This is a genomic window from Actinomadura meyerae (assembly GCF_900188445.1).
Lineage (GTDB): Bacteria > Actinomycetota > Actinomycetes > Streptosporangiales > Streptosporangiaceae > Spirillospora > Spirillospora meyerae.
Genome location: NZ_FZOR01000035.1, coordinates 17,173 through 36,894, shown reverse-complemented (window position 1 = coordinate 36,894; position 19,722 = coordinate 17,173). Strand labels below are relative to the sequence as shown.

Here is a 19,722-nt window from a genome sequence, read left to right as displayed (position 1 = left end):
CCCGGCCCTACAGGCCGGGGATCTCGTGGTTGCGGAACGCGTCGACGAAGTAGGCGTGGTCGTCGCGGACGATCTCGGCGTAGCGGGTGCCGAACCCGGTCATCGCCTCGACGAACGCCGCCTCGTCCGGGCCGATCACCGCGTTGATGGCGTCCTCGACCTGGAAGCCGACCAGGGTGTGGTCGGAGTCGGTGTCGGACACGCAGTGCACCTTGGCGGTGGCGCGGCCCAGGTCGTCCAGCACCGAGAGCATGTCCTCGGGCTCGGTGAGGCCGCCCCAGTCGAGGTCCTCCTCGTAGGGGGACAGCTCCTGCACGACGTAGCCGACGTCGCCGATGCGGGTGTGGCCGAGCCAGGGGTCGCTGTTGGCCTGCAGCGCGCGGCGCGACACCGCGGTGCGGTGCCCGTGGTGCTCGAAGTAGGCGCGGATGCGCTCGTCGTGGACGATGCGGCTCGGCGCGGCGACGTTGCCCTGCTTCATCGACAGGATGACGTCGTTCTCCAGCGCCTGGGTATTGCCCTCGACGAGGATGTTGTAGGCCGACAGCCCGGCCGAGCCGATGCCGAACCCGGACGCGCCGACGATGTCCTTGACCGTGTAGGTCAGGCTGCCGAACCGCTTCTCGGCGGGGATCGTCGTCAGGTACTCCCGGTAGGCGGCCTCGACGGCGTCGCGTTCGGCGTCGCCGAGCCGGCGGACGCCGGGCCGGTCCTTGAAGCGGCGCTCGGCGCCCTCCACGACCGTCATCTCCGCCAGCAGCCCGATGCGGGTGCCGCCCATCGCGGCGACGAGCACGTCCCGCACGTAGCCGTCGGTGGTGTCGAGGGTCAGCGCGAACTTCTCGTCGCCCTCGTGCGCGGCGAACGTGCGGACCTGGTCGACGTAGGCGCGCACGTAGGTCTCGATGAGCCGGCGGATGTCGGCGTCGGAGATCGCCTTCTGCCACGCCAGCAGCGCCAGGCTCGCGACGAACCGCTTGACGTCCCAGGTGAAGTGCCCGACGTAGGCCTCGTCGTAGTCGTTGACGTCGAAGACGAACACGCCGTCGTCGTTCATGTAGGTGCCGAAGTTCTGCGCGTGCAGGTCGCCCTGGATCCACACGCGGGAGGTGCGCTCGTCGGCCCACGGGTCGTCGTCGCCGGCGATGTCGGCGTAGAACAGGCAGGCGCTGCCCCGGTAGAACGCGAACGGGTCGGAGGCCATCTTGCGGAAGCGGCGGCGGAACTCGGCGGGGCTGCGCTCCATCAGGTCCGAGAACGCGTCGACCAGGACGTCGACGATCTGCGCGCGGCGCTCCTTGGGGTCCCGCCCGCGCAGCTCCTCGGTGATGCTCGCCATTCTCTCTCCCTCGATGATCGGGTGAGCCCCGCCGCTGCCGGGGCGTTCCCGGTCATTGTGCCGAATCCGGGCCTGTCCGGGCGGTGAACAGCGCACGCACGGCCGGTTCCGTCCGGACGAGGTCGAGGGCGGTCTCGGCGTGGCCGGGGACGTACCCGTTGCCGATGAGCATCGTGACGTCGGCGGCGAGGCCCTCGGCGCCGAGCGCGGCGGCGGGGAAGGAGGTCGCCATCGAGAAGAACACGACGGTGCCGCCGGGCGCGGTGGCGAGGATCGCGCCGTGCTCGCAGCCGGGGACGTCCACGCACACGACGGTGACGTCGACGGGCTCGCCGATGGCGGCGGCCACGGCGACGGGGTCGCGGGCGTCGGCGCGCACGACGGCGTCGGCGAGCCGGGACGCGGTGAGGCGGTCCTCCTCCTCGGCGGTGGGCACCAGCCCGATCACGCGGGACGCGCCGGCGCGGCGCGCGGCGGCCAGCGCCAGGCAGCCGGACTTGCCGGCGGCGCCGAGCACCGCGACCGACGGGGCGCCGCGGGCGGCGACGACCCGGGCGGTGAGGGCGGGGGCGCCGCACACGTCCATGACGGCGAGCGCCAGCGGGACCGGCAGGTCGTCCGGCAGGACGGCGGCGATGGAGCGGGCGAACAGGATCGCGTGGCCGCGGGCGGGCACCTGCTCCGACAGCCCGTCCCAGCCGGCGAGGCCGTCGGTGACGGCCAGCGGGGTGAGGGTGAGGGAGACGAGGGTGGCGACGCGGTCGCCGGGCGCCAGGCCGAGCGGCGACTCCGGGCCGGCCTCCTCGACGGTGCCGACGAGCATGCCGCCCGACCCGGTGACGGGGTTGTGCATCTTGCCGCGCTCGCCGATGATCCGCAGCACCTCGGCGCGGACGGCGTCCGGGTCGCCGCCGTGCGCGGTGCGCAGCTGCCGGTAGGACGCGGCGTCGAGGTTGAGGCGCTCGACGACGATGCGGACCTCGTCGGGCCGGATCCGCGGGTCGGTGTCGAGGCGGTGCGCCGCCTGCGGCAGCACGCCCGCCGGCTCCAGCACCCGGTGCAGGCCCACCGCCGTCGCCGTGTCCGTCCCCCGGTCCGCGCGCCCGCCCGTCAGGGCCGCCCCGCCGTCGGTCATCGCCGTCCCGCCTCTCTTCCGAAATCGCCCGGTGTAGCGCAAGATGTTCAGGGCACCACTAGTTTCATCGAAAGTCTTCCCGTAACGTCGGGCCCATACAAGAGTTTTGCGCGATCAATGTGAGGCTAGGAGGCGGTCGACGATGACCACTGCCCTGCACCCGGACGCCGTCCTGTCCGAAGAGACCGCTCGCCAGCCGTACCTCTACCGGCGCCGGCCCCTGGAGGAGCCCGACTGGCGGCGCCTGCCCGGGTGGCGGGACGTCACGGAGGCCGAATGGGAGTCGGCGCAGTGGCAGCGCGCCCACTGCGTGAAGAACCTGCGGCAGCTCCGGCAGGTCATGGGCGACCTGCTCGACGAGTCGTTCTACGCCGACCTGGAGCGCGACCAGGCCGAGCGCGCCACGATGTCGATGCTGCTGCCCCCGCAGATGCTCAACACGATGGACTCCTCGTCCACCGAGGCCTTCTACGCCGACCCCGTGCGCCGCTACATGCTCCCGGTGTTCAGCGACCGGCGCACCGACTGGCCGTCCCACCCGCACGCCTCCCGCGACTCGCTGCACGAGGCCGAGATGTGGGCGGTCGAGGGCCTCACGCACCGCTACCCCACCAAGGTGCTGGCCGAGATCCTGCCGACCTGCCCGCAGTACTGCGGCCACTGCACCCGCATGGACCTGGTCGGCAACTCCACGCCGGCGGTCGACAAGCACAAGTTCACCATCAAGCCGCCGGACCGGCTCGGCGCCATGCTGGACTACCTGCGCCGCACCCCCGGCGTCCGCGACGTCGTCGTCTCCGGCGGCGACGTCGCCAACATGCCGTGGGCGCGGCTGGAGTCGTTCGTCGGCTCGCTGCTGGACATCGACAACATCCGCGACATCCGGCTGGCCAGCAAGGCGCTCATGGGGCTGCCGCAGCACTGGCTGCAGGACGAGGTCCGCGCCGGCATGGAGCGCCTTGCCGCCAAGGCCCGCGAGCGCGGCGCCCAGATCGCGATCCACACCCACGTCAACGCCGCCCAGTCGGTGACGCCGCTGGTCGCGAAGGCCGCCCGCGCGATGCTGGACACCGGCATCCGCGACGTCCGCAACCAGGGCGTGCTGCTGCGCGGGGTCAACGACTCCCCCGCCGCGCTGCTCGACCTGTCGTTCGCGCTGCTCGACGAGGCCGGGATCATGCCGTACTACCTGTACATGTGCGACATGATCCCCAACAGCGAGCACTGGCGGCTCGCCGTCTGGGAGGCGCAGGAGCTGCAGCACGCGATCATGGGGTACCTGCCCGGGTTCGCCACCCCGCGCATCGTCTGCGACGTCCCCTACGTCGGCAAGCGGTGGGTGCACCAGCTCGCCGACTACGACCGCGAGCGCGGCATCTCCTACTGGACGAAGAACTACCGCACCGGCCTGGAGCTGTCCGACCCGGACGCGCTGACCCGCCGGTACGAGTACCACGACCCGATCTACACGCTCCCGGCGGAGGGACGGCGGTGGTGGCGGGAACGTTCCGGGGCCGCGTGAGCCGTCGAGTCCCGCGAGCCGACCGGCCCGGCGCCTTTACGTTGTAGATCAGGTATGGCGCGCATAGGGTCGGGCGGGTGACCTCCGACCTGACGATCGCCCAGCTGGAGGACGATCCGCACCCCCATCTGGCCCGGCTGCGCGAGAGGGAGCCCGTCGCGTTCGTCCCCGCCCTCGGCGGCTGGCTCGTGACGTCCCGCGACCTCGCGCTGGCCGTCATGCGCGACTCCGCCGCGTTCACGGTCGACGATCCGCGCTTCTCCACCGCGCAGGTCGTCGGGCCGAGCATGCTGTCGCTGGACGGGCCCGACCACACCCGGCACCGCGACGCGTTCTCCCGCCCGTTCCGCCCGGCGCCGACCCGCGAGCGGTTCACCGCGTTCGTCGAGGCCGAGGCCGGGCGGCTCGTCGGCGCGCTGGCGCCGGCGGGCGAGGCGGAGCTGCGCGGCGAGCTCGCCGGCCCGCTCGCCGTCGCCGTCGTCACCGAGGCCCTCGGCCTGTACGGCGTGGACGCGGAGACCGTCCGCTCCTGGTACGCCTCCTTCGTCGACGCCGTGTCCGCGATCACCGCGGGCGGGGCCGCGCCCCCGCGCGCCGGGGAGGCGTACCGGCTGCTGCGCGCCGCGGTAGAGGAGGCCGTCGCCGCGTCCCGCCCCGGGTCGCTGCTCGCCGAGGCCGCCCGCCGCGACCTCTCCACCGCCGAGGTCGTGGCGAACGCCGCGATCCTGATGTTCGGCGGCATCGACACCACCGAGGGGATGATCGCCAACGCCGCGCTGCACCTGCTGCGCGACCCCGGCCAGCTGAGGCTCGTCCGGGACGACCGCGGCCTGCTGCCCGCCGCGATCGAGGAGTCGCTGCGGCTGGAGCCCTCGGCGTCGGTCGTCGACCGGTACGCCACCCGCGACACCCGCCTCGGCGGGGCGGCGGTCCGCGCGGGCGACCTCGTCCGGGTGTCGATCGCGGGCGCCAACCGCGACCCGTCGGTCTTCCCCGACCCCGACCGGTTCGACGTGCGCCGCGCGAACGCCGCCGAGCACCTGGCGTTCGCGCACGGGCCGCACTTCTGCTTCGGCGCGCACCTGGCGCGGCTGGAGGCCCGCACCGCCCTCACCGCGCTGCTGGACCGGCTGCCCGGCCTGCGGCTCGACCCGGACCGCCCGGCCCGGCCGCACGGCCTGGTCTTCCGGAAGCCACCGCGGCTGCACGTCAGGTGGGACGCCTGACGGCCGGTTGCGGACCGCCCGGACGGCCCGTCGGGGCGCGCCGTTATGGGAGCATTTCCCCATGATCGTGGAACGCCGGGTCGAGTTGCGCTTCGGGCTGGAGAGCCGGGAGGCGGAGACGCACACCAATCTGTCCGCCGTACGCCAGGACGGCCGCTGCCTGTGGGTCGCGGGCGACGAGACGGCCACCATCGAGCGGCTCACCGCCGCCGTGGACGGCGCCGGGCGCGTCACCGGGTACGGCGACCAGCTCACGGTCGCGCTCGCCGACCTCGTCCCGCTGCCCGCCGGCGCGGACGAGGAGGCCGACATCGAGGGCCTCGGCCGCGCCAACGGCTGGCTGTGGGCCGTCGGGTCGCACAGCCTCAAGCGCAAGAAGATCAAGCCGGGGCAGAGCGACGCCAAGGCCCGCAAGCGGCTGGCCACCGTCGTCCGCGAGGACAACCGCTTCATCCTCGTCCGGCTCCCCCTCGTCACCGGGGAGGACGGCCTGCCCCGCGTCGTCCGCGAGGACGGCGGCCGCACCGCCGCCGTGCTCGGCCTCGGCAAGGACTCGATCACCGACCTGCTGGCGGGCGACCCGCACCTCGCGCCGTTCCTGTCCATCCCGAGCAAGGACAACGGCGTCGACATCGAGGGCATCGCCGCGCACGGCGACCGCCTCTACATCGGCTTCCGCGGGCCGGTGCTGCGCGGCTGGGCGGTGCTGGTGGAGATCCGCCCCGGCACCGACCCGGACGACCCGCGGCGGCTGAGGGCGCTGCCCGTCGGCGACGGCGGCGACCTGTACCGCACCCACTTCCTCGACCTCGGCGGCCTCGGCATCCGCGACCTGTGCCCGCACGGCGACGACCTGCTCATCCTGACCGGCCCGAGCATGGACCTCGACGGCCCGGTGCGCGTCGTGCGGTGGCGGGGCGCGGCGAAGGCCGACGCCGCCGAGATCGTCACCGCCGCCGAGCTGGAGGTGCTGGGCGAGCTGCCGCACGGCGACGGCGACGACCACGCCGAGGGCATCGCCGTCCTGGACGAGCCGGGCACCCGCATGCTCGTCGTCTACGACAGCCCCTCCCCCGAGCGCCTCACGGCGGAGGGCGGCGTGATCGCGGACATCGTCGCGTTCGGCTAGCCCCGAAGCCTCCGCGGTGCCGCGCCCACCCCAATAAGCGCTCGCTTGCGTCATCTGCTTGGATGGCCCTGCAACCGGCAGGAGTTCGAAGGGGCAGGACGAGAGCATGATCGAGTGGTCCGAGGAAGACCTGATGATCCGGGACGCGGTGCGCGGCTGGATCGACGCCGAGGTCCGGCCCAATCTGGACGCGCTGGAGTCGGGCGAGCTGCCGCCCTACGACCTGCTCCGCGGGCTGTACAAGACGTTCGGGATGGACGAGATGGCGCGCTCGTCCTTCCATGCCCGCATCGCCAAGGAGCGCGAGGGCGGGGCGCGCGAGTCCGAGGGCGAGGAGCGGTCCGGCGGCGGGGGCGCCGCGATGACCATGATCCCGGTCATCGAGCTGTGCAAGGTCGCGCCCGGCCTGGTGTCGGCGATGGGCGTCGGGCTCGGCCTCGCCGCCGGAACGATCATGAAGCGCGGCACCCCCGAGCAGAAGGAGCGCTGGGCGCTGCCGCTGCTCACCATGGAGAAGGTCGGGGCCTGGGCCATCACCGAGCCCAACTCCGGTTCGGACGCCTTCGGCGGCATGCAGGCCACGGCCAGGAAGGTCGGCGACGAGTACGTCATCAACGGCAGCAAGACCTTCATCACCAACGGCCCCTACGCCGACACCATCGTCTTCTACTGCAAGCTCGACGACGGGAGCGACCCCCGCGACCGGGAGATCCTGACGTTCGTCCTCGACCGGGGCATGGAGGGCCTGGAGCAGAGCAAGCCGCTGCGCAAGATGGGCCTGCACTCCTCCCCCACCGGCGAGCTGTTCCTCAACGACGTCCGGGCCGGCGCCGACCGCCTGCTCACCTCCGGCTCGCAGGGCGGCAAGGAGTCGGCCAAGCAGAACTTCGTCACCGAGCGCGCCGGCGTCGCCGCGATGGCCCTCGGCGTCATCGAGGAGTGCCTGAAGCTGTCGGTCGAGTACGCCAGGACCCGCGAGCTGTGGGGGCAGCGCATCGGCGACTTCCAGCTCATCCAGCTGAAGCTGGCCAAGATGGAGGTCGCGCGGCTCAACGTCCAGAACCTGGTGTTCCGGCACATCGAGATGCAGCGGGCGGGCCGCGCCATGACGCTCGCGGAGGCGTCCGCGATGAAGCTGTACGCCGCGCAGGCCGCCAGCGAGGTCGCGCAGGAGGCGGTGCAGCTGTTCGGCGGCAACGGCTACATGAGCGAGTACCGCGTCGAGCAGCTCGCCCGCGACGCCAAGTCCTTCCAGATCTACGCCGGCACCGACGAGATCCAGGTGACCCACATCGCGCGCGACCTGCTGTCGCGCTGACCCCGCGCGTCCGGCGCCGGAAACACCGCATCCGCCGCGAACTTCCGCGAACTTCCGCGGCGGACCCGCCATCGAACAGGTGGGGGGCGGGTGAGGGCGATCGCCCGCCCCCCAGGGCCCGCGGCCCTTTCTGGACAGCCGACGATGGGGACTGGATACTCACAGCCATGGACCGTCAGGGCTCATTCCCGGTGAGAGCGTCCGACACGCAGCGGGACCGGGCCCTGCGCGTCCTGAGCGACCGCGTGGCCGAGGGCCGCATGTCGGACGAGACGTTCGAGCGCCGCGTCGACCAGGTGCTCCGGGCGCGCAGCCAGGCCGAGCTGGCCGACATCGTGCACGACCTCCCCCCGCAGAACCGCGTCCTCGACCGGCTGACCGGGCTCGTGTCGTCGGTGTCGCAGGTGACCGCGCGGATCGAGGCGGCCTGGCGGGCGCCGCGGCTGCCCCGGTTCGTGCTGCCGCCCGCCGAGCTGAAGCGGATCGTCGTCGGCCGCGCCCCCGCCTGCCAGTTCATCCTCGCCGACCTCACCGTCTCGCGGTTCCACGCCGAGATCTACCGGGACGGCGACCAGTGGATGATCTCCGACCTCGGGTCGATGAACGGCACCCGGGTGAACGGCTGGCGGCTGACCGGGCCGGCCCGGCTGCGGCCCGGCGACGAGGTCGGCTTCGGCAACGCCGCCTTCATCGCCGCCGCCCCCTGACCGTCCCGCGCCCGTGCGGCCGGGGCTTTACCGGACGCATGCGGCCGCCGCCCTCGCCGCTGGCCTTGACGTTGTAAGGTTCGGCCGGGAGGGCAGAGGCATGCTGATCGGATTCGCCGTGCCGGTATCGGGCGCGTGGGCCACGCCCGGCAACCAGGCCGCGGTGGCGCGGCGGGCCGAGGAGCTCGGCTACCGCTCGCTGTGGACGCTGCAGCGCCTCCTCAACCCCGCGGGGGCGGACGACCGGACCTACCGGAGCGTCCCCGACCCGTTCGTCACGCTCGCCTACCTGGCCGGGCTGACCACCCGGGCGCGGCTCGGCGTGGCGGTCGCGAACCTGCCGTTCTACGCGCCGCCCGTCCTGGCCAAGCAGGCCGCGACCCTCGACCGCGTCAGCGGCGGGCGGCTCGACCTCGGCCTCGGGCTCGGCTGGATGCCCGAGGAGTTCGCCGCCGCAGGCGTCCCGATGGCGCGGCGCGGCGCCCGCGCGGAGGAGCACCTCGCCGTGCTGCGCGCGCTGTGGAGCGGCGCCCCGGCCGAGTTCCGCGGCGAGTTCTACGGCGTCCCGCCGGTGGTGATGGAGCCGCCGCCGGCGCAGTCCCCGCTGCCGGTGCTGCTGGGCGGCGCCGCCGAGCCCGCGCTGCGCCGCGCGGGGCGGCTCGCCGACGGCTGGGTCAGCTCCAGCCGCGCCGACCTGTCCGCGATCGGCCGCTCCATCGGCATCGTCCGGGAGGCCGCCGAGGAGGCCGGCAGGGACGCGGGCGCGCTGCGGTTCGTGTGCCGGGGCGCGGTGCGGCTGCGGCCCGGCGGCCGGGAGGGCCGGCGGCCCCTCACCGGCTCCTACGAGGAGATCGCCGCCGACCTGGAGGCGCTCGCCGGGCAGGGCGTCACCGAGGTGTTCGTCGACCTGAACTTCGACCCCGAGGTGACCGGCCCCGGAGCCGACCCGGGCGCCTCCCTCGACCGCGCCCTGGAGGCCCTGGAGGTCTTCGCGCCGCGGGACCGACCGCGTGCCGGGGCAGGCGAGGGCACGGGCTAGAGGGGCGGGCGGCGCGCCTCCCACGGGGTGCTGAGCACCACGGTGGTCCGGGTCGCGACGTTCGCGGCGGCGCGGATCTTCTGGAGCAGGTCCTCCAGCTCGTTGGGGGACGCGACCCGCACCTTGAGGATGTAGCTCTCGTCCCCGGCCACCGAATGGCACGCCTCGATCGCCTGGAGGTGCGACAGCCGCTCGGGGGCGTCGTCGGGCGCGGCCGGGTCGATCGGCTTGATCGACACGAACGCCGTCAGCGGCAGCCCGATCTGCCCGCTGTCCAGCTGCGCGGCGAACCCCCGGATGACGCCGCGCTTCTGCAGCCTGCGCACCCGCTGGTGCACGGCCGACACCGACAGCCCCGTCTCCTTGGCCAGATCGGTGAAGCTCATCCGCCCGTCGTCGGCGAGCAGCGCCATGATCTGACGATCGATCTCCTCCACCCGGGAAATCTAGCGCGCCGGAGGGCGTCCGCGCGTCCCCATAGATCACGGATCGGCCGTCATCGGCCGATTTCCGGGCGTCAGCGGCGCGCGGGCCGCAGCGGGCCGCAGCTGCCGCGCACCACCAGCTCGGTCGGCAGCAGCACCGGGCCGCCCCTCCCCCGCCGGGCGGGCTCGCGCAGCAGCAGCTCGCAGGCGCGGTAGCCGATGTCGTGGCCGGGGCGGGCGACAGCGGTCAGCGGCGGGTCGCACAGCTCCGCCCACGCCACGTCGTCCACCATCGCGATCGACACGTCGGCGGGGACCCGCAGGTCCAGCTCGCGGGCGACCAGTACGGCCGCCTCGCCGAGCAGGTGACCGGCGGCCAGGATCGCGGTGACGTCGGCGCGGCGCTGCAGCAGCCCGGCCGCGGCGGCGTAGGCGGCGTCGCGGGCCGGGCGGGCGGCGACGACCAGGTCCTCCTCCACCGGGACGCCGAGCTGGGCGAGGGTGTCGCGGAACGCGCGCTCGCGCACCCCGGCGGGCGTGCCGGGGGCGCCGCCGAGGAAGGCGATGCGCCGGTGCCCGAGCCCGGCGAGGTACTCGGTGAGGGACCGGACGCCGCCCGCGTCGTCGGCGAGCACGGCCGGGACGTCCGCCATGCCCGGCAGGACCCGGTCGGCGAACACGACGCTGGAGCACACCCGCGCGGCGCCGCGCCAGTCGGCCTCGGTCCCGGCGGGCACCGCGATGATCCCGTCCACCCGCTGCGCGACGAGCCGCTCCACGATCTCGGCCTCGCGGGCGGGGTCGCCGTGCGCGGCGTCGACGATGACGTGCTCGCCGAGGCTGCGGGCGCAGGCGAGCACCCCGGCGACCAGCTCGGCGCGGAACGGGTCGGTGACGTCCGGGACGATCAGCCCGATGCCGCCGCTGCGGCGCAGCTTCAGCCCGCGGCCGAGGGCGCTCGGCCGATAGTCCAGCTCGGCCGCGGCGGCCAGCACCCGCTCCCGGGTGGCCGCGCTCACCGAGCCGCCGGAGAACACCCGCGACACGGTGGCGATGCCCACGCCCGCCGCCGCGGCCACGTCCTTGATCGTCGCCAGCCCCTGCCGCACCGCCCGTCACCTCCCGCTTCGCCGGTTTTCGATGATCTTATCCGGAGCTGTTCTCCCATGGAAACGATTCCATGATGTTTACTCCTCTCAGTGCTGTGAAACCCCTGTTCGACAGGGGGTAATGGAAACGTTTCCATGAAGGGGATCCGATGGCCAAGATCGTGCTGGACCGGGTCGACAAGGTGTACAGCGGCGGCGTCAAGGCCGTCGACGGGCTCGACCTGGAGATCCGGGACGGGGAGTTCATGGTGCTGGTCGGCCCGTCCGGGTGCGGCAAGTCCACCGCGCTGCGGATGATCGCCGGGCTGGAGGAGATCAGCGGCGGCAAGATCTCGATCGGCGACCGGGTCGTCAACGACCTCGCCCCCAAGGACCGCGACATCGCGATGGTCTTCCAGAACTACGCCCTCTACCCGCACATGACCGTCGAGCAGAACCTGGCGTTCGGCCTCAAGCTGCGCGGCACGCCGAAGGCGGAGATCAAGACGAAGGTCCGCGAAGCGGCCAAGATGCTCGGCCTGGAGCAGTTCCTGTCCCGCAAGCCCGCCGCGCTGTCGGGCGGCCAGCGGCAGCGCGTCGCGATGGGCCGCGCGATCGTCCGGGAGCCGCAGGCGTTCCTGATGGACGAGCCGCTGTCGAACCTGGACGCCAAGCTCCGGGTGTCCATGCGCGCCTCCCTCAGCCAGCTGCACGAGCGGCTCGGCGTCACCACCGTGTACGTCACCCACGACCAGATCGAGGCCATGACGCTCGGGACGCGGGTGTGCGTGCTGCGCGAGGGCGTCCTGCAGCAGGTCGACACCCCGCAGCGGCTGTTCGACAGCCCCGTCAACCTGTTCGTCGCCGGGTTCATCGGGTCGCCCGCGATGAACTTCGTCCTCGCCGACCTCGGCACCGGCGACGGCGGCGCGCGGGTGTCCTTCGCCGGGTACACGCTGCCGGTGCCCGCCGCGGTCCTGGACGGCAAGCCCGGCCTGCGGGACTACCTCGGCCGCAAGGTCATCCTCGGCATCCGCCCGTCCGACTTCGAGGACGCCGCGCACGCCAACCCCGAGTGGGCGCCGATGCCGGTGCGCAGCAGCGTGACCGAGGAGCTCGGCAGCGAGATCAACGTCATCTTCACCATCGACGCGCCGCCGGTCGAGCACAAGGACACCGCCGACCTCGCCGAGGACGCCGAGGCCGACGGCGACATGGCGATCCCCCTGGTCGACAACAAGGCGCTGTGGACGGCGCGCGTCAACTCCCGCTCGCACGTGCGGCCGGGGCAGGACGTGGAGCTCGCCGTCGACACCCGCCGGCTGCACTTCTTCGACCCGTCCAGCGGCCTGGCCATCGGCCACCCGGACGCGGCGGCCCGGCACGGCGCCGCGAACCTGAGCAAGTAGCCGCCCGGTCCCGGACATGGCGAAGCCCCCACGGCCCGCGCGGGCCGTGGGGGCTTCGCCGTGTCCCGGCCGGCTACTTCACCGAGCCCGCGAGGACGCCCTGGACGAAGTACCGCTGGAAGGCGAAGAACACCACCAGCGGGACGATCAGCGAGAGGAACGCGCCGGGCGCCAGGATGTCGATGTTGCCGGTGAACTGCCGCATCTGGGACTGCAGCCACTTGGTCATCGGCTGCGACTCGGTGTCGGCGAACACCAGCGCGACCAGCAGGTCGTTCCACACCCACAGGAACTGGAAGATGCCGAGCGAGGCGATCGCCGGGCCGCCCAGCGGGAAGATCACCCGCCGGAAGATCGTCCACTCCGAGCCGCCGTCCATCCGCGCCGCCTCCAGCAGATCCCGGGGGATCGCGGCGAAGAAGTTGCGCAGCAGGAAGATCGCGAACGGCAGCCCGAACGCGACGTGGAACAGCACCACGCCGGTGACCGAGCCGAACATCTGGAACCCGCCGAACTCGATCGCCCCGTACAGCTTGGCGACCGGGATCAGCGCGACCTGGACCGGCACCACCAGCAGCGCCACCACGATGATGAACAGCCAGTCCCGGCCGGGGAACTCCATCCACGCGAACGCGTAGGCGGCCAGCGCGGCGATCACCACCACCAGCAGCGTGGCCGGCACGGTGATCAGCACCGTGTTCCAGAACGAGTCGACGAAGTCGCCCTTGTCCAGCAGCGCGCTGTAGGACTCCATGGTCAGCTGCGTCGGCTTGGCGAACACGTTCCACCAGCCGTCGGCGCTGTTGTCCTCGTTGGAGCGCAGCGACGCCACCAGCAGCCCCAGCGTCGGGACGAGCCAGAACAGCGCGATCAGCACCAGCAGCGCCTGCGCGACGCCGCCGCCGATCCGGCCGACGATCCGGGCGGCGATGCCGCGGCGGGGCGCGCCCGCCGCGCCGCCGCCCTCCGCCGGCGCCTTCGTGGTCTCCACCGCGGTGCTCATTTGCGCTCCTGCCGCAGTCGCCGGATGTTGAACAGCATGGCGGGCAGCACCAGCAGGAACAGCAGCACGGCGATCGCGCTGCCGGCGCCCTGGTCGCCGCCGCCGCCGAACGACACCGTCCACATCTGCAGCGCCAGCACGTTGGCGTTCGGATCGCCGCCGCCGATGATGAAGACGAGGTCGAAGACCTTCAGGACGTTGATCACCAGTGTCACCAGCACCACCATCAGGACGGGCGCGAGCAGCGGGATCGTCACCCGCCGGAACACCTGCCACTCGGTGGCGCCGTCCACCCGGGCCGCCTCCAGCGCGTCCCGGGGGATCGCGGCGAGCCCGGCGGCGATCAGCACCATCGCGAAGCCGGACCACACCCACAGGTACGACCCGATGATCGCGGGGGTGATCAGGGTGGAGCCGAGCCACTCGGCGCCGCGGTAGGCACCGGTGAAGTTGTCCTTGGGCAGCCGGACCGTGTACGTCCCGTCGGGGACGTCCTTCATCGTGAAGGTCCCGTCGGCCTCCGTGGTGGCCTTGGCGACCACCTTGCCGTCCCGCACCGCCTCGACCTTGATGCCGGGCAGGCCGGACTCACCCGCGTTGGGGGTGTTCTGCTGCCCTCCGCCGCCGCGGGTGAAGTCGAACCAGACCGTCCCGGTCAGCTGCCCCGGCTTGGCGGCCGGCGGCTGCGCGGCCGGCTTCGCGTCCTTCGGCAGGTACTCCGGCTTGACCTTCAGCAGCGGGACGAGCGCGCTCTGCCCGGCCTGGACGGGGTTCGCGGTGACGACCGCGCCGCCCTCCTCGCGGACCGGCGCGTCGCCGCCGCTGCGCGGCCCGGCGCCCGGGTAGGTGGTGCCCTGCGCGAAGGTGTCGTGGATCGCGACGAGCGCCGCGTTCGCGACGCCCTTGTCGGGGTCCATCTGGTACACCAGCCGGAAGATCACGCCGGAGGCGAGGAACGAGATCGCCATCGGCATGAACACCACGAGCTTGAACACCGTCGCCCACCGGATCCGCTCGGTGAGGACGGCGAACACCAGGCCGATGATGGTGACGATGGTCGGGGCCACCACCACCCAGATCGCGGTGTTGCGGACCGCGACGAGGTTGTTGTGCCCCTTGAAGACCCCGGTGTAGTTGTCGACGCCGACGAACGAGTCGCCCGAGGCGTCGAAGAAGCTCCGGATCACCGAGTAGACGATCGGGTAGACGACCAGGAAGCCGAGCAGCAGCAGCGCCGGCAGCAGGAACGTCAGGGCGAGCCAGGACGGCGGGGTCAGCCGCTCGCGTCCCCGGCGGGCGCCGGGCCGCCGGGCGGCCGGTACGTCGACGGCGGCGGCGCCGCCGGCCGTCGCGGCCGGCGGCACCTCCTCATTGCGAGCCTTCATTCCGGGGGTTCCCTACTTGTCGGCCCTGTGCGTGCGCGTCACTTGTACGCCTTGGCGGCCTCGGCCTCCAGCTTGGCCTGCGCGCCCTTGACGTCGGTCGGCTTGATCACGAACTGGCGGAGCGCCTCCCACTCGCCCTTGCCGGGGGTCGCGCCGAACGCGGCGGGCGCCAGGTCGGACATGTCGTAGCGGGCGGCGTCGCCGGACTGCTGCAGCTGGCCGATCAGCTGCTTGGCGATCGGGTCGGAGTAGGCGTCCGGCGGGACGTTCTTGTTGGGCGTCAGGTAGCCGCCGAGCCCGGCCCAGACCTTGCCGGCCTCCGGGGAGGCGAGGAACTTCATCAGCTCCTGCGCGCCCTTGCCGTCCTTCAGCGCGACCGCGACGTCGCCGCCGAGGATCGCCGGGGCGGTGTCGCCGGCCTTCGGGAAGGCGAACACCTTGGCGTCGGTGCCGACCTTGGCCTTGGTGGTGGCGATGTTCGCGGCGGCGAAGTCGCCGCCGTAGACCATCGCGGCCTTCTGCTGGCCGAAGACCTGGGTGACCGACTCGTCGAACTTGGTCTTGGTCGCCGCGGCGACGCCGCCGTTGAGGTAGTCGGGCTTGCCCCAGATCTGCGCGAGGGTCTCCAGCGCCTTGCCGACCGTGGGGTCGGTCCACTTGATCTCGTGCTTGGCGAGCTTGTCGTAGTTCTCCGGGCCCGCCTGCGACAGGTAGACGTTCTCGAACCAGTCGGTCAGGGTCCAGGAGTCCTGCGGGCCGGCGGCGAGGGTGAACGGGGTGCTGCCCGCGTCCTGCAGCGTGCCGGACGCCTTCACGAGGTCGGCCCACGCCGCGGGCGGCTGCACGCCGGCCTCGTCGAACGCGTCCGGCCGGTACCACAGGATCGACTTGTAGGCGGCCTTGACCATCACGCCGTAGGTCTTGCCGCCGGAGGAGCCGAGCTCCTTCCAGTACGGCGCGAAGTTGTTGCCGACCTCGGTGACGACGTCGTCGGCCAGCGGCTTCAGCGAGCCCTTCTGCGCGTACTGCTGCATCAGGCCGGGCTGCGGCAGGATCGCCACGTCCGGCGGGTTGCCGGCCTCGATGCGCGGGCCGAGGTAGGCGTCGGTGTTCTCACCGGTGGAGGCGTAGTTGACCTTGGCGCCGGTCTTCTTCTCGAACGCCTGCAGCACCTTGCGGAAGTTGGTCTCCTCCGCGCCGGTCCACTTCGCGGCGACCTCGATCGTGGTGCCCTTGAGGGCTCCCCCGCCGGCCGGCGTCGCGCCGTCGCCGCCGCCGTCGTCGTCGCCGCCGCACGCGGCGGCCGACGACAGGAGCAGTCCCGCCGCGACGGCGGCCCCCATCACTCTGCTGACCCTCATTCTTCATCCTCCCTGGACGGACCGGCGGCGTCCGATCCCCAGATCGCCGCGCCGGACTCGATATCGAAGAAGTGCAGGCGGCCGGTGTCGACGCGGATCGTCACCGGGTCGCCCACCTTCACGCGGGTGCGCGGGCTGAACCGCGCGACCAGGTCCGTGCGGGGGCTCTCCAGGTGCCCCAGCACGTCGGTCCCCGCGTCGCGGGCGAGTTCCTTGGTGTCCTCGGTGACGACCTGGGACGCCTCGATCGCGAAGTGGACCAGCACGTCCGAGCCCATCGCCTCGACGAGGTCGGCGGTGGAGGACAGCCGGGACCCCTCGGGCGTCTCCACGAGCTCGGAGTCCTCCATGTCCTCGGGGCGGATGCCGACGACGACGTCGCTCCCGAGGCGGGACGCCAGGGCCGGGCGCTCGGTCAGCACCTCGGCCGGCAGCGCCAGGGTCTGGCCGCCGATCTCCAGTCGCGGGTTCGCCGCGTCCCCGGACAGCGTGCCGTGGATCAGGTTCATGGCCGGTGAGCCGATGAAGCCGGCGACGAACAGGTTGGCCGGCCGGTCGTAGAGCTCCTGCGGCGGCGCGACCTGCTGCAGCTCGCCCTTCTTCATCACCGCGACGCGGTCGCCGAGCGTCATCGCCTCGGTCTGGTCGTGGGTGACGTAGATCGTGGTGACGCCGAGGTCGCGCTGGATGCGGGCGATCTCGGCGCGCATCTGGACGCGGAGCTTGGCGTCGAGGTTGGACAGCGGCTCGTCCATCAGGAACGCCTGCGGCTCGCGGACGATCGCGCGGCCCATCGCGACGCGCTGGCGCTGCCCGCCCGACAGGTTGCGGGGCTTGCGCGACAGGTGGTCGGTGAGGCCGAGGATCTCGGCGGCGCGGTCGACCTTGGCGCGGATCTCGGCCTTCGGCATCTTGCGCAGCGACAGCCCGAAGCCGATGTTGTCGCGCACCGACAGGTGCGGGTAGAGCGCGTAGCTCTGGAACACCATCGCGACGTCGCGGTCGCGGGCGGGGACGCGGTTGACGACCCGGCCCCCGATCGTGACCTCGCCCTCGGAGATGTCCTCCAGGCCGGCGACCATCCGCAGCGCGGTCGTCTTGCCGCAGCCCGACGGCCCGACGAGGACGAGGAACTCCCCGTCGGCGATGTGGAGGTTCAGGTCGGTGACGGCCCGGGTGCCGTCGGGATAGACCTTCCCGACGCTGGTCAGGTCGACCTCTGCCACGGCGTCTCCTCTTCATTCACGGCACGGCTCCGGCAGGGGGGAGAAACCCGATTTACCCCCGCGTAACAATGCATCTAGGTGGTACAGGGCGGAGCGCCCCGCCCGCAACACGCACGGTGCCCGCTGACGGATTTGGTGCAGAGATCGTTACCGACCCGTGGTCCGCCCCGATTCGCCTCGTCCGAAACGCCGCGAGGGTGCGGACGCAAACCCGTCCGCACCCTCGCCTCGCCTGACCGCGCCGCGCCACGGCGCGGGTCGGCCACCACCGCTCAGTCGACGACCACCAGGCCCCGCTCGGTGACGTTCATCGGCTCGTAGCCGTCCTCGGTGCACACGACGATGTCCTCGATGCGGGCGCCGTGCGGGCCGGGGTAGATGCCCGGCTCGATGGAGAACGCCATGCCGGGCTCCAGCGGCTCCCGGTTGCCGGCGACGATGTAGGGGTCCTCGTGGGACTCCAGGCCGATGCCGTGGCCGGTGCGGTGGAAGAAGTGCTCGCCGTGCCCGGCGGCGGCGATGATGTCGCGGCCCGCCGCGTCCACCGCCTCGGGCGTCGCGCCCGGCCGGACCGCCGCGCACGAGGCGCGCTGCGCCTCCTCCAGCACCGCGAAGTAGGCGCGGTAGTCGGCGGGCGGCTCCCCGACGCAGTAGTTGCGGGTGGAGTCCGAGCAGTAGCCGCTCGGCATCGTCCCGCCGATGTCGACCACGACGGGCTCGCCGGGCCGGATCACGCGGTCCGACGGCTCGGCGTGCGGGTTGGCGCCGTTGGGGCCGGACCCGACGATGACGAAGTCGACGCGGGCGTGCCCCTCGGCGATGATCGCGTCGGCGATGTCGCGGGCGACCTCGCGCTCGGTGCGGCCGGCCTTGAGCAGGCCGGGCACGAGGCGGTGCACCCGGTCGATGGCGGCGCCGGCCTCGCGCAGCGCCGCGACCTCGGCGGCGGACTTGCGCATCCGCAGCTCGCGCAGCACCGGCCCGGCCGCGACCTGCTCGGCCCCGGGCAGCGCGGCGCGGAACCGCAGCGCCATGACCGCCCACATCCGGTCGGCGACGCCGACCCTGCCCGCCTTCGGCAGGCGGGCGGCGGTCAGCGCGTACGGGTCCTCGGTCTCGTCCCACGGCACCAGCTCGATGCCGAGCGCCCCGGCCGGGGACTCCTGCGCGGCGGGCAGCTCAAGCCGGGGAACGACCAGGAACGGCTCCCCCTCGGCGGGCACCGCGAGGCACGTGAGGCGCTCCAGCTCCTTCGCCTCGTAGCCGGTGACGTAGCGCAGGTCGGGGCCGGGGGTCAGCAGCACCGCGCCGAGGCCCGCCTCCGCCGTCGCCTCCCGCACCCGGGCGATGCGCTCCGGCGGATACAACTCCGTTGTCACACCCGTCTCCATTCTCAGTGTCCTGTCCGATGGCCGGTACCAGGATCCCAGGAGCGGCGCGGCGGCGCGGCGTCGGACCCGCGTGGGAGCATGGCGCCATGAGCGGGTTGATGCTGCTGGACACGCCGTCGCTGTACTTCCGCGCCTTCTACGGGGTGCCCGAGTCGGTGACCGCGCCGGACGGGACGCCGATGAACGCGGTGCGCGGGCTGATCGACATGATCGCGCGCCTCGTCCAGGACCGCGCGCCCGACCGCCTGGTCTGCTGCATGGACGCCGACTGGCGGCCGGCGTTCCGGGTGGCGGCGCTGCCGTCCTACAAGGCGCACCGGGTGGCCGACGACGGCGGCGACCAGACCCCGGACGCGCTGGAGGCGCAGCTCCCGGTGATCGACGCGGTCCTGGACGCGGTCGGCCTGGCCCGCGCCGGCGTCCCCGGCTACGAGGCCGACGACGTGATCGGGACGCTCGCGGTGCGCGGCGCCGCCGCGGGGCCGGTCGACATCGTCACCGGCGACCGCGACCTGTTCCAGCTCGTCGACGACAGCGGGCCCGTGGTCGTCCTCTACACCGCGCGCGGCATCCGGAACCTGCAGGTGATGGGCGAGAAGGAGGTCGCGGCCAAGTACGGCATCCCGGGCCGCGGCTACGGCGACTACGCGACGCTGCGCGGCGACCCCAGCGACGGCCTGCCGGGCGTGCCGGGCGTCGGCGACAAGACGGCCGCCGCGCTGGTCACCCGCTTCGGCTCGGTCGAGGGCATCCTCGCCGCGCTGGACGCGGGCACCGACGCGGGCTTCCCGGCGGGCGCCCGCCGCCGCATGGCGGCGGCCCGCGACTACCTGGCCGCCGCCGAGACGGTGGTCCGGGTGGTCACCGACATCGACGCGCCGGAGCTGGCGGCCCTGGACGACCGCCTCCCCGCCGAGCCCCGCGACGCCGAGGCCCTGGTGGAGCTCGCCGACCGCTGGAACCTCGGCAGCCCCGTCAACCGCCTGCTGAACGCCCTGGCCCGCTGATCCGCGCGGTCC

17 protein-coding genes are annotated in these 19,722 nt (G+C 73.0%); 8 read left to right on the top strand and 9 right to left on the bottom strand.

Annotated features, from left to right (window positions below; all coding sequences use genetic code 11):
* Nucleotides 1–7: 7 nt before the first annotated feature.
* Nucleotides 8–1,339 (bottom strand): DUF2252 domain-containing protein, encoded by a 1,332-nt coding sequence (locus CHF16_RS28990; RefSeq protein WP_089329319.1) that lies wholly within the window; start codon nucleotides 1,337–1,339, stop codon nucleotides 8–10.
* A gap of 52 nt (nucleotides 1,340–1,391) precedes the next feature.
* Nucleotides 1,392–2,474 carry an L-erythro-3,5-diaminohexanoate dehydrogenase gene (kdd, locus tag CHF16_RS28985; RefSeq protein WP_089329318.1) on the bottom strand — a complete coding sequence of 361 codons (1,083 nt, stop codon included), beginning with the start codon at nucleotides 2,472–2,474 and terminating at the stop codon, nucleotides 1,392–1,394.
* 142 nt (nucleotides 2,475–2,616) lie between these two features.
* Between kdd and CHF16_RS28980 the strand changes: the two genes are divergently transcribed.
* From CHF16_RS28980 to CHF16_RS28955, 6 genes are all read left to right on the top strand, one after another.
* Nucleotides 2,617–3,996, top strand: coding sequence for a KamA family radical SAM protein (locus CHF16_RS28980; protein WP_089329317.1), 1,380 nt, complete (start codon nucleotides 2,617–2,619; stop codon nucleotides 3,994–3,996).
* 77 nt (nucleotides 3,997–4,073) lie between these two features.
* Nucleotides 4,074–5,222 (top strand): cytochrome P450, encoded by a 1,149-nt coding sequence (locus tag CHF16_RS28975; protein WP_245869425.1) that lies wholly within the window; start codon nucleotides 4,074–4,076, stop codon nucleotides 5,220–5,222.
* A 61-nt stretch (nucleotides 5,223–5,283) separates the two neighbouring features.
* Nucleotides 5,284–6,351, top strand: a complete 1,068-nt coding sequence (locus tag CHF16_RS28970) for a DUF3616 domain-containing protein (RefSeq protein WP_089329316.1) — start codon at nucleotides 5,284–5,286, stop codon at nucleotides 6,349–6,351.
* A 106-nt stretch (nucleotides 6,352–6,457) separates the two neighbouring features.
* A complete protein-coding gene (locus CHF16_RS28965) occupies nucleotides 6,458–7,669 on the top strand; it encodes an acyl-CoA dehydrogenase family protein (protein WP_089329315.1) in 1,212 nt (403 codons plus the stop codon).
* A gap of 191 nt (nucleotides 7,670–7,860) precedes the next feature.
* A complete protein-coding gene (locus CHF16_RS28960; protein ID WP_342750137.1) occupies nucleotides 7,861–8,376 on the top strand; it encodes a DUF1707 and FHA domain-containing protein in 516 nt (171 codons plus the stop codon).
* Nucleotides 8,377–8,476: 100 nt separating this feature from the next.
* Nucleotides 8,477–9,415: a TIGR03619 family F420-dependent LLM class oxidoreductase gene (locus tag CHF16_RS28955; RefSeq protein ID WP_089329313.1), complete on the top strand. Its 939-nt coding sequence runs from the start codon at nucleotides 8,477–8,479 to the stop codon at nucleotides 9,413–9,415.
* On the opposite strand, the gene CHF16_RS28950 is transcribed toward CHF16_RS28955, so the two are convergent.
* Entirely contained in the window at nucleotides 9,412–9,852 is a 441-nt protein-coding gene (locus CHF16_RS28950) for an Lrp/AsnC family transcriptional regulator (RefSeq protein ID WP_089329312.1), read from the bottom strand. The two genes, CHF16_RS28955 and CHF16_RS28950, sit on opposite strands and share 4 nt — an antisense overlap.
* An 80-nt stretch (nucleotides 9,853–9,932) precedes the next feature.
* Complete coding sequence (locus CHF16_RS28945; protein WP_089329311.1) at nucleotides 9,933–10,949, bottom strand: LacI family DNA-binding transcriptional regulator; 1,017 nt, start codon at nucleotides 10,947–10,949, stop codon at nucleotides 9,933–9,935.
* 149 nt (nucleotides 10,950–11,098) lie between these two features.
* Between CHF16_RS28945 and CHF16_RS28940 the strand changes: the two genes are divergently transcribed.
* A complete protein-coding gene (locus CHF16_RS28940) occupies nucleotides 11,099–12,337 on the top strand; it encodes an ABC transporter ATP-binding protein (protein WP_089329310.1) in 1,239 nt (412 codons plus the stop codon).
* A gap of 73 nt (nucleotides 12,338–12,410) precedes the next feature.
* Here CHF16_RS28940 and CHF16_RS28935 read toward each other — a convergent pair whose 3' ends face one another.
* The 5 genes from CHF16_RS28935 to CHF16_RS28915 all read right to left on the bottom strand — a co-directional run bounded on the left by CHF16_RS28935 (nucleotide 12,411) and on the right by CHF16_RS28915 (nucleotide 18,691).
* Complete coding sequence (locus CHF16_RS28935) at nucleotides 12,411–13,340, bottom strand: carbohydrate ABC transporter permease (RefSeq protein WP_089329309.1); 930 nt, start codon at nucleotides 13,338–13,340, stop codon at nucleotides 12,411–12,413.
* Complete coding sequence (locus tag CHF16_RS28930) at nucleotides 13,337–14,725, bottom strand: ABC transporter permease subunit (protein WP_089329308.1); 1,389 nt, start codon at nucleotides 14,723–14,725, stop codon at nucleotides 13,337–13,339. Before CHF16_RS28930 ends, CHF16_RS28935 begins: the two co-directional genes overlap by 4 nt.
* A 38-nt stretch (nucleotides 14,726–14,763) precedes the next feature.
* The gene (locus CHF16_RS28925; protein WP_089329307.1) at nucleotides 14,764–16,086 is read right to left on the bottom strand and encodes an ABC transporter substrate-binding protein; all 1,323 of its coding nucleotides are present in this window, start codon (nucleotides 16,084–16,086) and stop codon (nucleotides 14,764–14,766) included.
* Complete coding sequence (locus CHF16_RS28920) at nucleotides 16,083–17,312, bottom strand: ABC transporter ATP-binding protein (protein ID WP_089329306.1); 1,230 nt, start codon at nucleotides 17,310–17,312, stop codon at nucleotides 16,083–16,085. Before CHF16_RS28920 ends, CHF16_RS28925 begins: the two co-directional genes overlap by 4 nt.
* 272 nt (nucleotides 17,313–17,584) lie before the next feature.
* On the bottom strand, nucleotides 17,585–18,691 hold the full coding sequence (locus tag CHF16_RS28915; protein WP_245869423.1) for a M24 family metallopeptidase: 1,107 nt from the start codon (nucleotides 18,689–18,691) through the stop codon (nucleotides 17,585–17,587).
* A 98-nt stretch (nucleotides 18,692–18,789) separates the two neighbouring features.
* Here CHF16_RS28915 and CHF16_RS28910 point away from each other — a divergent pair, with 98 nt between their 5' ends.
* Complete coding sequence (locus CHF16_RS28910; RefSeq protein WP_089329304.1) at nucleotides 18,790–19,710, top strand: 5'-3' exonuclease; 921 nt, start codon at nucleotides 18,790–18,792, stop codon at nucleotides 19,708–19,710.
* The last annotated feature ends 12 nt before the right edge of the window (nucleotides 19,711–19,722 follow it).

What these genes read in the sequence shown, in the direction of transcription:
- CHF16_RS28955 (WP_089329313.1), top strand. Translation starts at nt 8,477, where the DNA reads ATGCTGATCGGATTCGCCGTGCCGGTATCGGGCGCGTGGGCCACGCCC.
- CHF16_RS28965 (WP_089329315.1), top strand. Translation starts at nt 6,458, where the DNA reads ATGATCGAGTGGTCCGAGGAAGACCTGATGATCCGGGACGCGGTGCGC.
- CHF16_RS28970 (WP_089329316.1), top strand. Translation starts at nt 5,284, where the DNA reads ATGATCGTGGAACGCCGGGTCGAGTTGCGCTTCGGGCTGGAGAGCCGG.
- CHF16_RS28925 (WP_089329307.1), bottom strand. Translation starts at nt 16,086, where the DNA reads ATGAGGGTCAGCAGAGTGATGGGGGCCGCCGTCGCGGCGGGACTGCTC.
- CHF16_RS28980 (WP_089329317.1), top strand. Translation starts at nt 2,617, where the DNA reads ATGACCACTGCCCTGCACCCGGACGCCGTCCTGTCCGAAGAGACCGCT.
- CHF16_RS28910 (WP_089329304.1), top strand. Translation starts at nt 18,790, where the DNA reads ATGAGCGGGTTGATGCTGCTGGACACGCCGTCGCTGTACTTCCGCGCC.
- CHF16_RS28940 (WP_089329310.1), top strand. Translation starts at nt 11,099, where the DNA reads ATGGCCAAGATCGTGCTGGACCGGGTCGACAAGGTGTACAGCGGCGGC.
- CHF16_RS28990 (WP_089329319.1), bottom strand. Translation starts at nt 1,339, where the DNA reads ATGGCGAGCATCACCGAGGAGCTGCGCGGGCGGGACCCCAAGGAGCGC.
- CHF16_RS28935 (WP_089329309.1), bottom strand. Translation starts at nt 13,340, where the DNA reads ATGAGCACCGCGGTGGAGACCACGAAGGCGCCGGCGGAGGGCGGCGGC.
- CHF16_RS28930 (WP_089329308.1), bottom strand. Translation starts at nt 14,725, where the DNA reads ATGAAGGCTCGCAATGAGGAGGTGCCGCCGGCCGCGACGGCCGGCGGC.
- kdd (WP_089329318.1), bottom strand. Translation starts at nt 2,474, where the DNA reads ATGACCGACGGCGGGGCGGCCCTGACGGGCGGGCGCGCGGACCGGGGG.